Consider the following 15,601-nt stretch of genomic DNA (forward strand, 5'->3'; position numbering starts at 1 on the left):
GTAAAACGTAACACTTAACAAAACCCGCTTAATTGCGGGTTTTTTGTTTCTGTGAGTTTATTTTATTTGCCCAGCCAACCACTGATGGACAAAATTAGCGACAGTATTACTGGGTTTACCCAATATACCTTGGACGGGCTCAGGAATATGTGGGTGGTTTTGCTCTGTCATATAAAACTGCAATATATTTTGCCAAGCTTGTTGCTGATCAGGAGGCATGTTTTTTAATGCCTGTAAGGTATGAATCAGCATAGGGAAGGGCAGTTGGCTTGATACTACGTTTTCACTCCACCAGTAATTAACCAATACATTGAAAGACGAAAGTGATTCAACATGGTGCCACCAAGGTGTGGGAATATATATCGCGTCTCCAGCTTCAAGTTCTACCGATAAGGCTTCTGCATGGGCTTTTGCATAAAGTGGAAACTTGGTTAAATCCGGTGCTCGTAAATTTACTAAACTGATGGGCTGGCCAGCCGGGCTAAAGTCTAATGGACCAATATAGAGATGTTTTACTTGCTCAGGCGGAAATAAGGTAAAGCGTCTTTTGCCCGCAGCGACGACTGCGATGTTATTTGCTTCATCAAAATGAGGTGCTACTGTCACATTGTTGCCCACCCAAAGAAAAGGCTGAGTGCGGGGCAGCAGTTTATTGGGCAGTTGCGACACTAATGTTGGCAAGTTTTGTTTAATGTTCAGTGATTGAAGGCAAAATCGGCTATCTCGATTCTGCTCGAACATGCGATCGATGCTCGCACTCAGAGTAGCTTTAGCAACTGAAAAATTCATCGCGCTTAAGTCTTCAGTATAAAACATCCTACCTACTGTACTTTCAGGCAGTGTCACTAGGTTGAGTGGCTGATTTTGCTCGAAACTCTTTAAATAGCTAGCTACTTCTAACAACGATTGTTGTGATTTTTTGACTATTTCCCAATCAGAGGCAAAGTTTTTAAAGACTACTGGCTGATATTGACTGGTGACTACCTGCTTAAAACTCTCTGGTAATACATTATGCATAATCGCCGGTAATGGCAAGTTCTCTAAATTGGCGATATTTGTTTTTGTTTCTGTGAGCATAGTATAGCAACCTAGTTAAACACACTAACAACGTTAGCATAATTGATTACAAAAAGCTGACGCGGGCAAGCGTGTAGTACGAGTTTGCATTCGTATTCAACAGGAGGTTTGATATCGTTAAAAGCGCAACTATCTTGTTTGCATATACCAATAGCTAAAATTCATAACATCGTATTAACCTTCATTTGTTGCGCATTTGTTAGTTTTTTGCCCGCTGTAGGCTTGAATACGTATGCAGTCATTCAGGCTTATCTTTGAATACGTATGCACCTCGTTGAGCATGTAGCTTGCTAACCTGTAGGATCCCGTCCAGAAAAACAAATGTGTAACAATTGAAAACAGTTTATTAACGTTTCACTTGTATGCATCGATTACTTTCAAAAAAACGGGACACACAAATGAAGTATTTTAAACCAAATTTAATTAAAGCAGCATTAATCACTAGTGGTTTTGCTGTTGGCATGACCCCAGTGCTTGCCCAAGAAGCGGCACAAGAAGAAAATCTTGAAGTTATTCAAGTTTCAGGTATCCGCGGCAGTTTAATGCGTGCGCAGGCCTTAAAAATGGATAACACATCGATAGTCGAAGTATTGTCTGCAGAAGACATCGGTAAATTGCCCGATACCAGTGTGGCAGAATCATTAGCACGTTTGCCTGGTATAGCTGGTGAACGTCGTAACGGTCGTACCAGTGGTTTATCAATCCGTGGTTTCAATGAAAACTACGTAGGAACTTCTTTGAATGGCCGTGAATTGCTTGGTATGGGCGATAACCGTGGCGTTGAATACGATTTGTATCCAACTGAAATCGTCACCAATATCATGGTTTATAAAACTCCAGAAGCAGGTTTGATCACCCAAGGTGTGGGCGGTACAGTTGACTTACAAACCATCAAACCTTTAGGACAAAAGCGTACTATTGCATTTAATGCTGACTACGAACAAAACGGCAAAGATTCTGCTAACCCTGATTATGATAATACAGGACACCGTTTATCATTTAACTATGTTGACTCTTTTGCGGATGACACCATTGGCTTAGCCTTAGTATTAGCCTCAATGGAAACGCCTCGTCAAGAAGAGCAATTCCGTGGCTGGGGATATGCAACCGTCAATCAGGATTCAGATCGTCGCGCCACTGATAGTGCAGCCTCTTCTGCCGGTGATGTGGTCTCCGGAGGTCATGATTCATTTGTGCGTTCTGCCATGCTTGAACGTGATTCTTTAGCAGCCGTGGTGCAATGGGAACCATCTGACAGATTAAGCCTACAACTGGACGCACTGTACATCGATTTTTCTGAAAATGACGTAAGACGTGGTTTAGAAGAAGGCGGTGCCGAGTGGGGAACCAGTGCCTATAATATTACTGGCGTCGAGAATGGCTTAGTGACCTCTGGTTACTACGATGGCTTTTATTCTGTTATCCGTAACGATGGCCGTAGTCAAGATGCAGAGCTAAGTACAATAGGTTTGAATATTGAATATCAAATTAATGATAATTGGTCAGCCATAGTTGACTACTCTACTGGTAAAGTAGATAAAACCATTGCGGACATTGAAAGTTATTCTGGTGTTGGTCGTGCAGGTATCGACGGACGTCCAATTACTGCACGTTCATGGCAACAAACATCAACGGGTACGGTTTTCTCCGATCACCCTACGATTGCGCCAGTTGACTTGACCGATGCTAGTATTATAACGCTTGCTGGCCCTCAGGCCTGGGGTGGTAGTTTAGATCCCGTTGCTGCATTTCAAGGCGTTGAAGGTTTTGGTCCTAACACTGCACAAGATGGTTTTGTTAATAAACCCGTATTTTCTGAAGATTTAGACTCTTTACGTTTAGAGATTAATGGCGTGGTAGATTGGAGTATTTTCACTCAACTTACCGCTGGTGTGGTTTATTCAGAAAGAACTAAATCTAAAGTCAATAATGGTGCCTACCTAACCGCACCAACTTGGCCAAATGATGGTCCAATTCCTAATGTATTGGGTTATGCTGATTTAAGTTTCCTAGGTATAAAAGGCGTGGTGGCTTATGACGGCCTAGCTCTTTATAACGATGGTTACTATATCGCTACTGATGCAGCTGACCTTGAAACAGGTCGTTTAGGTGATACCTATGAAGTAAAAGAAGAGTTAACCACTGTTTTTGCTAAGTTAGATATCGATACCGAAGTAGCTGGTATGTTTTTGCGCGGTAATGTGGGTTTGCAAGTCGTCAGTGCTGACCAAAAGTCCTTTGGTTTTGGCACCGTAACAGGACCGACTCGTTATGTTGACGCGACTCCACTTGAAGGTGGTGATTCTTACACCGATGTATTGCCAACGTTAAACTTAAGTTTAGAAGTCGCTGACAGTCAATTTGTACGTTTAGGATTGTCTAAAGTACTAACCCGTCCACGTATGGATGATATGCGCCCCAATACTACTGTCAGTTTCTCCTTTAATGATAGTTCAATCCTTAACCCCACTGTTGGCCAAGGCCCATTCTCAGGAAATTCAGGTAATCCATTACTTAAACCCATTGAAGCAAATCAATTTGATGTAAGTTACGAAAACTATTTTGCGGATGATGGCTTTTTTGCGGTTAGTTTCTTCTTCAAAGATCTGAAAAACTGGCATGAAAGTGGTAACACCGTAGTCGATTTCAGTGAATTTTATATACCTGGTTATCATGATTCAACTGATGCTACGGGTAATCAGCCACCTGCTACTTTCTTGGGTGCAGTTTCTTACCGTCAAGATGGTTTGCAAGGCACAGTAAAAGGCTGGGAATTACAAGGTAGTATTCCTATGTCAATGTTGCATGAATCACTTGAAGGATTTGGTGTTGTTGCAAGCGCTACCTTCTTAGACGGTGAGTTTGATGATGGTTCTCAAATCCCTGGTTTGTCAGATGAAGCTTACAGTTTAACGGCTTATTATGAAAATAGTGGTTTTGAGGTCCGTTTGTCAGGTACTAAACGTAGTAGTTTCTTGTCAGAAACTCGTGGTATCAGCTTGTCATTGGTCGGCGCAACTGATAACGGTGGTGAACTGTGGGATGCACAAATCGGTTATGACTTTAGTGAGTCAGGTATCGAATCTTTAGAAGGATTGCGCGTTACGCTCAAAGGTCAAAACTTGACAGACGAACCTACAATCCAATCTAACGGTGCTGATGCTCGTCAGATCACTCAATATCAGAGCTACGGACGTAACTTCTTATTAGGGCTAAATTACAGCTTCTAATGTGAAAACTTGCTTAGTAATCTGCATTAACTCGAATTAATGCAGTATTCAGTTCAACTAATTGTATTTGATTAGTTGAACCTCTGTAAAACCCCAGTTAGCATCGCTAGTGGGGTTTTTAATTTTTAAGTAATGTATGAACAAACAGATAAAAAAAGTCGTTATCGTTGGCGGTGGCACCGCAGGTTGGATTTCAGCGACCTTACTCAAAAAAGTGGTGGGTGTTGCAATTGATATTGAATTAGTTGAGTCTGAAGCCATAGGTACCGTCGGAGTAGGTGAGGCGACTATTCCACCCATTCGTTTACTCAACAATGTATTGGGTATTAATGAAGCAGAATTTCTGACTAAAACCAAGGGCACTATTAAGCTAGGTATTCAATTTGAAAACTGGCGAGTGCAAGGAGAAAGCTATTTCCATTCCTTTGGCGCAGCGGGTAAAAGCATGGCGTTTTGCCATTTCCATCACTTTTGGCAACGCGCCCAATCACTGGGTATGCAGACCAGTATATGGGATTACGATTTAAATTATCTTGCGGCGATGCAGGGTAAATTTGCGCACATTAACAGTAAAGACAACATAATCGAATTGCCTTACGCTTATCATTTTGATGCCGGTTTATACGCTAAGTTTTTGCGGGAAGTGAGTGAGCGTATGGGGGTGGTGCGAACCGAGGGCCTGATCGAACATGTTGAGCAAGATAAAGATAGTGGTTTTATCCAAGCCTTAGTGCTTAAAAGTGGGCAAAAAATTGAGGGCGATTTGTTTATTGATTGTTCTGGTTTTAAAGGTTTATTAATTCAGCAAGAATTAGGCACAGGTTTTGATGATTGGAGTCACTGGTTGCCTTGTGATCGCGCAGTCGCAATACCGTCAAAGAGTCATGCACACACCTTACCTTATACACGCTCTATTGCTCACAAAGCAGGTTGGCAGTGGCGTATTCCTCTGCAACACAGAAACGGCAATGGTTTGGTATACAGCAGTCACTATTACAGCCAAGATCAGGCCTTAGAGTTATTAAGCCGCAATCTAGAATCTGACCCCTTAGCTGATCCCAACTTTATTCAATTTAAGACTGGTCGTAGACGTCAGCAATGGTCGCGTAATGTCGTCGCCGTTGGTTTATCCAGTGGCTTTTTAGAACCACTAGAATCAACCAGTATTCATCTTATTCAATCTGCGGTAGTGCGGCTTATTCACTTATTCCCTCATCATGGCATTCAAACGGCTGATGTGAATGAATACAATCGCCAATCTCAAGTTGAGATGGAGCAAATCCGCGACTTTATTATTTTGCATTATCACGTCAATGAGCGCACAGATAGCCATTTTTGGCGCGATTTACGTAATATGGCCATTCCTGATTCTTTAGCCCATAAAATAGAATTATTTGCCGCAACTGGTCGTTTGTTTCGTGAACAGAATGACCTATTTTTGGAAAGTTCATGGCTGCAAGTGATGTTGGGGCAGGGTATTGTACCTAAAGACTACCATCCTATTGCGAATACGGTAGCCAAAGAGAAATTATTTGAGATGTTAAATAATATTCAACAGATTAAAAATGAGCCTCTAAGTAAGTTACCTTCTCACGATGAGTTTTTGCGAGCCTATTGCCGGCGAGCCAATTAATATGAAGACCACGCGTATTTGTATCGTCGGAGGCGGTACAGCTGGTTGGATGGCCGCCAACTTATTTGCTGCCCGTTGGAGCGACAAACCGATTGAAATCATATTGGTTGAGTCACCTGATGTGGGCATTGTTGGAGTCGGAGAGGGCTCGACCCCCACGCTCAAACGCTTTTTTCAACTATTAGGCATTGCTGAATCTGAGTGGATGTCACGTTGCAATGCGACCTATAAAGTGAACATTAAGTTTGCTGGTTGGAGTCCGCAGTCTGGTATTGACCAATACAGTCACCCCTTTATTTCGCAAATTGATACCTTTAGCCAGCGTGCCTTTTTTGTTAATTGTCGGACCCGGCGCTTGGGACTTGCAACCCATACCAACCCTGCCGATTTTTTAATTAATGGGGTGCTAGCGCAGCAGAATAAAGGACCACTGACCCCTGAAAACTTTCCCTTTAGAATGGAATATGGTTACCACTTTGACTCATATTTATTAGGTGAGTTTTTAGCCGAGCATGCAAAAAAATTAGGTGTCATTCATCAACAAGCCCTTATCTGTGGCGTCGAAAAACATGCTAATGGGGATATTAAACATCTTGTCAGTAAGGATGCGGGCAACATCGCAGCCGATTGGTTTGTTGACTGCAGTGGTTTTTCCAGTTTATTAATGCAGCAAGAGTTAGGGGTGAAGTTTAAGTCTTATAAAGACAATTTATTTAACGACGCAGCTGTGGTCATGCCCACTGATATCAGCACAAATATTCCTGTAGAAACCACAGCAACCGCCATTGCCAATGGCTGGTGTTGGAAAATTCCACTGACCAATCGTTATGGCAATGGTTATGTTTATAGCTCTGATTTTGTTGACAGTAATCAAGCTGAAAAGGAATTTCGCCAACACCTTAATATGAGCGATAGTGAACATCCCTGCCGGCATTTAAAAATGAAGGTGGGTTGCCTAGAAAGCCATTGGCAAAATAACTGTATTGGACTTGGTTTGGCACAGGGTTTTATTGAACCTTTAGAGGCCACCGCATTGCACTTAGTGCAAATTTGTACGGAGATGTTTATGGATGATTTTTCAGATGGACATTTTAGCCAACAACGTCAATCTCAGTACAATCAAAAAGTCACAGAGCGTTTTGAGCGAGTGCGGGATTACATCGTGGCACATTATAAGTTAAATACTCGCAACGACAGTGACTATTGGCGAGCGAATCGTGCCAATACCCATATCTCTGATTCTTTATCGCAATTACTGGATGTCTGGTATCGCCGTGAAGATCTAGAGCAAGAAATAGCCCGCCAAAATCTTGAAAGTCATTTTGGAACTGTGTCATGGCATTGTTTGTTGGCTGGTTATGGGGCTTTCCCCCGATTAGCTGATAAACAGCCTGGTACGGGAGACCTGTATAAAGAACAACACATTCAACATTTTTTACAAGGTTGTGCCCTTAATTTTAATCTGCATCAAGAAAATTTAATACCGCGTTTGTCCCCCTAGTTATCCAACATTTAGCGAGAGGGAATAATCAGAACAACAAAAAACCGTGTTCAAATCGTAATATCCATTCTCATTCATGCTTTTCATTTAGCTCAACGCAGCATTTCTGTTTCAATATGTAAGGTGTCCTCTTGTTTAAAACGAGGCACGTTTCGTATTATTTGGCCTTTTTATGGCTTGTTTGTTAACAGATTGTACGAGATTGTTATTGAATACGTATGCATCATGTTGTAGTGCTTGTTAACTAAGCGTTAACATTCCGTTTGAAAATAGGGTTAGTTGCGGTTTCATAAGATAAGTGAAATTGACAACTATCTGACAATAACGGGAACGGGACACGTAAATGAAAAAATTCAGACCCAGTTTGATAACTGTAGCGTTAGTTGCCAGTGGTTTGGCAATCTTTAACCTACCAGCTTTTGCACAAGAAGCCGACGTCGAGGTACAGCCACTATCGACTGAAACGCCAACTGATGACATTGAAAAAATCGAAGTAAGAGGCTTTGCCACTAGTTTAATTAAGTCACTTAACCAAAAACGTTTTGGTGATACGGTATCTGAGCAGATTTCTGCTGATGATTTAGGTGGATTGCCCGATGTTTCTATGGCCGATGCATTAACCCGCTTACCGGGTATTTCAGCGGTACGTACCGGTGGTCAAGCTGCAGAGATCAACATTCGTGGTCTGTCAGGTGATTTTGTGTTTTCTACCTTGAATGGTCGTGAGCAGGTGTCTACCAGCGGTTCCCGTTCTATTGAATTTGATCAATATCCTTCAGAGTTAATTTCTTCTGCTGCCGTGTATAAATCACCAAAGGCTTCGCTAATTGAAGGTGGTGTTGCTGGTACGGTTGAACTTGAAACAGCCAGTCCGTTGAGCATTGACGGTGATTACAAATTTAATGTTAATGTGCGCGGAATGTACAATGACCGAGCCAAAGAAGTGTCTGATGCACAGCAGTACGGCAATCGGTTTAGCGTGTCATATCAAACCAAGTTTTTAGATGACACTTTAGGTCTTGCCCTAGGTTATGCACGTTTGTATCAGCCCAGTGTCTCAACTCAATTTATTGGTTTGGCCTATAATGCTGAAGCGGATGTTGACGGCCTAGCCGGAGATACAGGAAACGTCAGTGCTACTTGTTTAGCGACCGATCCTTGCGCAGGGTTTGAAAAAATCAGTGAAGGTTTTGAAATGCAACACCAAGGCGGTGTTGAAACACGTGACGGCTACATGGCCGCAATTGAGTGGGCGCCTACCGATAATTTCACTCTTAAAACCGATGTGTTTTTATCAAAATTTGAGTCTGAAGAATTTGCCCGTGGTTTCAGGGTGAAATTAGGTGGAAGCCAAGTTTCTATTACTAATCCGGTATTATCAGGTAATAACGTTATTGGCGGTACCTTCAATCGCACTGCCGATAGTTTTACCCGTGTTGAATTAGTTAATGATGATAACCGCGATAGTGATCAAGTTTTCAGTGCGGGTATCAAAGCTCAGTGGCAAGCCACCGATAATCTGAGCATGACCTTTGATGTGAGCTTATCCAAAGCAAAAAGCGATTTCCGCAATGGCTTATTATGGAGTTTAGTGGGTGAAGATGCCACTGCCACTAATCCGCAATTTGACGAAAATATTTCGATGTCTTATTTGCTCAATGGTCTTAATTTACCTGACTTAGCCTTTAATCAAGCGGATGCCTTTAGCGATATCGATCGCGTGATGGTTAGCAAATACGGCATATATCCCTTTAAAAACGAAGATGAACTCAAAGCTTATCGTTTTGACGTAAAGTATGACTTAGATAACGACTTTATTTCTTCGATTGAATTTGGCGCTCGTTATTCCGATCGTGAATACAATAATGATCGTTCAGTGTTTGAATATGGCAATGACTCAGCGTTTTCCGTCAGTCAACCACCATTACGCTTGACGCAAGATATGGTCAACACGGTTAGTTGGGACAGTGAGTTTGGCTATTTTCCAGATTATTTATCGATAGACTTAGATAAAGCCCTAAATGCTTGGTTCCCAAGTGGTGTGCCACAACCCGTACAAACGTGGGGAGTAGGTCATCCTGGTGTTATTAACAGCCCAACTGACAATGAAGGGCCTAATACGGCTTGGTCTGTGCAGGAAAGTGGTGATGTATTCGAAGAAGTAACCGCCGCTTATATTATGGCTAATATTGATACTGAAATAGGTGGTTTACCCATTTCGGGTAATATTGGTATTCGTCGAATTGAATCCACTCAGAGTTCAACTACGCTGCAAGATGTCAGTACTACCGTTACTGTGTTTGATGAAAATGGTGATGAGGTGCAAGTTACTGTGGGCGATCCCACTCGTGGTGCACAATACATCACTGATGATGCGGGCTTGATTAATAGTTATTTCCGCCCCGACTTATTAACTGATAAATACACTGACTATTTACCTTCGTTAAACTTGAATTTCAGATTAACCGAAAATCAGCAGTTGCGTTTTGCCGCCGCTAAAGTGTTGGGACGCGCACCTATTAACCGCTTCGCAGCCAATACCACAACCAATGTGCAAACGGTAAGCGCTAGTCAGAATCCAGATACCGGTGAAATTAGTTTATCCAGCCCCACAGCTAAAATTAACGGTAATAGTCGTAACAGTCCGTATTTACGCCCGTTTTATGCTGATCAGTATGACTTGTCATATGAGTATTACTTTACTGAAACGGATGGCGCTTTTGTTGCTGCTCTTTTCTACAAAGACATTAAATCATTCGTAGACGATATTTCTCTGGAACCTTATGACTTTGCTGGTAACGGGTTTGTGGTTCCTACTCAAGTATCAGTTCCCGTTTTTGTCGAACCTGATTCACCCACTGCCGCGCCAGTGAGAGCGGTTGATGTCAATGGTGATCCCTTGTCAGTTGTTGTACCTACTGAAAATGGTCGTTATGACACTGCGGTTAACAATGCCAGTGGCGGTTATATTCGTGGTTTAGAGCTATCTTATACGCAAATCTATGACTTTCTACCCGGCGCCTGGTCAGGCTTAGGTATGAATGCCAGCTACTCTTTTACCGAGAGTGAAATTACTCGTACCTTGACCGATTCGGTATTTTCTATTCAATTACCGGGTTTATCGGAAAACGTTGCGCAAGCGACGGTATTTTGGGAATACGAGGGATTCGAAACTCGCGTAAGTGCCCGATATCGTGACGCATTTGTGTCTAAACAGGTTGCTGTTAATGAACAAACCGTTAACTTTGATTCAGAAGTGGTTGTTGATTTTCAGGCCTCTTATGATGTCAGTGAAAACATGGGAGTGGTATTTCAAATCAATAATTTAACTGATGAACCTACCCGCAGTTATTTTGGACAAGAAGACTTAACTGGCACCATACAATTCTTTGGTACTCAGTACTTTCTTGGGGTGACATATTCATTATGAACATTCAATCACCTAAACAGTTAAACGCTTTTTTAAGTGTTAAAAAAACTCGAACATTGCCGAATCGTTTGGCTTTGCTAAGTAAAAAAATGATGACATCGGAGTATTTACCTATGTTTAAACAAACCAGAACATGGAGCGGCATACTGCTCATGTTTAGTGCCATTGTATTGGCCGGATGCGGTGGGTCGTCGGTTGAGACCGGCACAAACCAACTGCTAACTTGTAATGTACCAAATGTGCCTAATGCGGCCGGCACCCTATGTGTTGCTCCGCCTCCAATCGTATGTGCACCGCCTACTGTGCCTAACGAATCTAATGATGCTTGTATTGTCGGTGCTGATCCTACCGCACCTGCACCGAGTGTGTTTCCCTCTGAAACCCAAGCCGTGTTGTATTACAACCGTGCGGCTGTAGGTGCCAGCAATGCATCAGGTGATCCTTCTTACGAGGGATATAGATTGCATACTTGGAACAATGATAACTGCAGTGCCTACACAGATTCAGATACCGATTGGGCCAACGGACGGGTACATAATGGTGTTGATCCTAACTATGGTGCTTACTGGATCGTCGACCTGAAGCCCGGCTACGCTGGCACAGCAGGCGCTTGTGGTAACTTTATCATTCACATCGGCACTGACGATGCAGGTAAAGAGTTGGGTGGCGGTGATTTCAGAATGCCCTTGTCACAGGCTGATGCCACTTTTACTCGTATGAATTTCACTTTTTCAGGTGTTGCCTCAATATTCGAATTTCCTGTTGTCTCCTTGGGTCCACAACCGATTAAAATTGATGGGCAAGCAGCGCATTGGTTAGATGCCAATACCCTGTTGTGGGACGTGGATTTTAGCACTGTAAGTAGTGTGAAATTACATTATTCAGCGGCTGCTGATTTGGTCGCAAGTTTAGACTCTGGTTTAAACGGTACCGCGATTGAACTGGAAGAAGTTGAATTAAGCGACGAGCAAAAAGCCATCGCACCGCACCTAGCTAATCTTCACGCTTTTCATGGTGAATGGAGTGCAGAAGATGCTAAACAAGTGCTTAAGTCTCAGGCTGTATTGGCTTCATACGATAGCGAAGGGATGATTAATGGCGCCACAGGTATTCAAATCGCTAATGTCTTAGATCAACTTTATACCACAGGTGAGGCTGATGCCGATGAAGCACCGCTTGGCCCTATTTATGGTGAAGATGGCAGTATTACTGCAGCACTATGGGCACCCACAGCGCAGAGCGTGAAGTTAAAACTGTATAACAACGATAAAACCTTGGCTTCGACACAAGATATGTCGTTAGATAATAATACTGGTATTTGGACTTATACTGGCGGTAGCGAGCTTGACCGTGCTTTGTATCGTTTTGAAGTGACCGTATATCATCCTAAAGCCGAGGGTTTGCAAGTCTTGTTAGTGACAGACCCTTACTCAGTTAGCTTGTCTACTAATAGTCGTTTTTCACAATTTGTTAATTTGAATGATGATGACTTAAAGCCTGATGGTTGGGAAACACAGACTATCCCCACTATTGCCAATTTTGAAGATGCGGTGATTTATGAAGGTTCAATTCGTGACTTTAGTGTGCGCGATGCCAGCACAACTGCGGCAAATCGTGGTAAGTACCTAGCTTTCACTGAGATGGACAGTGCGCCCGTAATGCACTTGAAAAAATTAGCAGAAAAAGGCTTAACTCACTTCCACATGTTACCGGCTAACGACATCGCTACCATTGAAGAAGATGTTAGTAAAACCGTTGATATGTCGAGTACCTTGGCTGCCCTGTGTAAGTTAAATAAATCAGCACCTATATGTAAAGATGCCTCCGTATCTCAAACCATGACCTTAGGCGACTTGTTCGCTAGCTATGATCCTATTTCCCAAGCGGGTAAAGCTCAGGAGTTAGCTGAGGCGATGCGCGGTGTTGACCAATTCAACTGGGGTTACGATCCTTATCATTTTAATGTACCAGAAGGTAGCTACTCGAGTAATCCTGAAGGTGTAACACGTATTAAAGAAATGCGTGCCATGAATATGGCCTTACATCAAGTTGGCTTACGTGTGGCTCTGGATGTGGTGTATAACCATACCAATGCGTCAGAACTTAATGGTAAATCTGTATTCGATAAAGTGGTACCAGGCTATTACCATCGTTATGAAGTTGATAGCGGTGCAATAGTGCGTGAAACGTGCTGTGACGATACCGAACCACGTAATGTCATGATGGAAAAGTTCATGGAAGACTCATTGATTCAATGGGCCACTCAATACAAATTCGATTCGTTCCGTTTTGACATTATGAGCCAAGCAACTAAATCAACGATGGTACGTTTGTTTGATGCGGTAAAAGCCGTTGACGCTGATACCTATTTCTACGGTGAAGGCTGGACTAAAGCCGATAGAGGTTATGAGCAAGCCACTCAAGCTAATATGGCGGGCACCGAAATAGGTACCTATAACGACCGTATTAGAGAAGCGGTACGTCAAGGGCAAATCTTTAGTAAAGAAGCGAGTGATGGAGCACTAGCCGCTCAAGATAAAGTCAAGATGAGTTTAGCCGGCACCTTAACAGGCTATATATTAAAAGACTTTAATGGTATTGCATCAACAACCAGCAGTATCGGTGGTTATGCAACGGATCCAGCAGATATTATTAACTATGTGTCTAAACATGATAATGAAACTTTATGGGATCAGTTTAACTATGTATTACCTGCTGACCTTACTTTAGCGCAACGTGTCAGAGCACAAAATATCGGCGCCACCCTTCCTTTGATGGCCCAAGGTATTCCGTTTTTACAAATTGGTGGTGACTTCTTACGGTCTAAATCAATGGATAGAAATACCTATGATTCTGGTGATTGGTTCAGCTATGTTGATTTCACTATGGCCACTAATAACTGGAATGTTGGCTTGCCTTTAGCGCAAGACAATCAAGGTCGTTGGGAAGAGATTGGTCAATTTATGAATAGCCCAGAGCGGGCCGCAAGTATGACTGAAATTGAGTTCGCTTCTGAAGTATTTAATGAATTGCTCAGTATTCGCAGTACATCTGCTTTGTTTAGATTAACCACTGGTGCAGATATTATTGACCGTATTGGTTTCCATAATATTGGTAAACGTCAAACTCAAGGTTTAATTGTCATGAGTATTGATGACGGCGTATCAGCTGATGCTGAGATGCCCCGGGCTGATTTAGATCCCATGGTTGACGCCGTTGTTGTTGTCATCAACTCTAGTTATGAAGAGCAAAGTCATACTGTACCAACAGCCGCAGGTTTTACCTTGCACGCAACGTTAATGTCGTCTATCGATCCTACTGTACGCGGTGCTATGTTTACCGCCGGAGAAGGTGAAGGCACCTTCACTGTTCCTGCTTTAACCACTGCAGTGTTTGTTAAAACACAAAGTGGTGCACAGGGCATGGGACTTTCTGCTTATGCCACTTCTGGCGCACCAGATGTTGTGCCTTATGGCAGCACAGCAGTCTTTGTTCGCGGTGCCTTCAACGATTGGGGCGAAGGCAATCAAATGACCTATGCAGGTAGCGGCGTGTATGAGTCTGTTATCACCATACCGGCTGGCGACTATGAGTTTAAGGTAGCTTCTTCAGATTGGTCGACAGTTGACTTCAGTTCTAGTGATGCCGACGTTACCTTAGGCACTGATAAAGAGTTGAGTCGTGGTGGTTCAAACATGAAATTATCATTGGCAGAAGAAGCAACATTGAAATTCAGTGTTGATGCAACTGTGACAGAATCGCCAATCTTGAACGTTAATTACGAAGAGCCTTTCTATCCTACTACTGTGTTCGTACGTGGTGGGTTTAATGGTTGGGGTGAAGGTAATCCAATGAGTTATGCAGTGGGTGGTCAATATACTGCAACCATGGATATAACTGCTGGCTCTTACGAGTTCAAGGTTGCTTCATCAGACTGGTCAACTGTGGACTACGGTTCGGCAGATGCTGATAACTCAACCACAGTCGGCAACAATAAAGATGCGGCATCAGGCGGTGGCAACCTTGCAGTTACTATCCCAGCAGATGGTAGCTATACCTTCTTGTTTAATGCAGCCGATTTAACAGCGCCAACCATTTCTGTTTTTAACGCAAGAATGTTTGGTGAGACAGCTGTATTCATTCGTGGAGGATTTAATGGTTGGGGCGAAGCTGATGAGGTTACTTATGCAGGTAACAGCACTTATGAAGCTGAAATTGCTATAGATGCGGGTGACTATGAGTTTAAAGTCGCGTCATCTGATTGGTCTACCGTCGATTTCGGTGCCCTAGGCGATGATCCCGTAGTGAACTTAGAAACAAAGACTAACTTAGGCAGCGCGGGTGCAAACTTAAAGATTACGGTAGAAAATACCGGAACCTATAAGTTTACTGTATCAGGTCCTGATCCAAGTCAGCCTAAAGTCACCGTAACGGAAGTCACACCTTAACTGATAATATGTAAAAGCTAATCCAGCCGCTTACTAGAGCGGCTTTTTTTTATCTGTTAAATAAAGACTATATAAATTAGCTATACGATTAAACTATGAAAAATAACCAGCCGCGTGTCGGACTTATAAGTCAGATATAAAGTATTAGCAGGACATATCGGGAGCGTCCATATATGTCTTAATAAATTGTCTGAGTGACTTTTTTGAGATGGTTCAGAACTGAACATAAATTGTGGACCACTTTAAGGTAGTAATTAACATTCATCCATTATCGGTGTTTTG

The 15,601-nt window shown here is 42.6% G+C and carries 6 protein-coding genes; 5 read left to right on the forward strand and 1 reads right to left on the reverse strand.

From position 1 onward, the window contains the following. Positions 1-57: 57 nt before the first annotated feature. Positions 58-1,077, reverse strand: a complete 1,020-nt coding sequence (locus ABKW31_RS04600) for a cupin-like domain-containing protein (RefSeq protein ID WP_348615032.1) — start codon at positions 1,075-1,077, stop codon at positions 58-60. Between the two features lie 398 nt (positions 1,078-1,475). On the opposite strand from ABKW31_RS04600, the gene ABKW31_RS04605 reads away from it, so the two are divergent. The 5 genes from ABKW31_RS04605 (at position 1,476) to ABKW31_RS04625 (ending at position 15,319) form a co-directional block, all read left to right on the forward strand. Continuing rightward, complete coding sequence (locus ABKW31_RS04605) at positions 1,476-4,307, forward strand: TonB-dependent receptor (RefSeq protein ID WP_348615034.1); 2,832 nt, start codon at positions 1,476-1,478, stop codon at positions 4,305-4,307. 136 nt (positions 4,308-4,443) lie between these two features. Beyond that, the gene (locus ABKW31_RS04610; RefSeq protein WP_348615035.1) at positions 4,444-5,940 is read left to right on the forward strand and encodes a tryptophan halogenase family protein; all 1,497 of its coding nucleotides are present in this window, start codon (positions 4,444-4,446) and stop codon (positions 5,938-5,940) included. 1 nt (position 5,941) lies between these two features. Beyond that, positions 5,942-7,441 carry a tryptophan halogenase family protein gene (locus tag ABKW31_RS04615; RefSeq protein WP_348615037.1) on the forward strand — a complete coding sequence of 500 codons (1,500 nt, stop codon included), beginning with the start codon at positions 5,942-5,944 and terminating at the stop codon, positions 7,439-7,441. A gap of 343 nt (positions 7,442-7,784) precedes the next feature. Beyond that, complete coding sequence (locus ABKW31_RS04620) at positions 7,785-10,871, forward strand: TonB-dependent receptor (RefSeq protein WP_348615039.1); 3,087 nt, start codon at positions 7,785-7,787, stop codon at positions 10,869-10,871. Positions 10,872-10,984: 113 nt separating this feature from the next. Continuing rightward, positions 10,985-15,319: an alpha-1,6-glucosidase domain-containing protein gene (locus tag ABKW31_RS04625; protein ID WP_348615201.1), complete on the forward strand. Its 4,335-nt coding sequence runs from the start codon at positions 10,985-10,987 to the stop codon at positions 15,317-15,319. Positions 15,320-15,601 lie beyond the last annotated feature (282 nt).

Origin of the sequence: Paraglaciecola sp. 25GB23A, assembly GCF_040012495.1 — a bacterium.
In the GTDB taxonomy this organism is placed as follows: domain Bacteria; phylum Pseudomonadota; class Gammaproteobacteria; order Enterobacterales; family Alteromonadaceae; genus Paraglaciecola.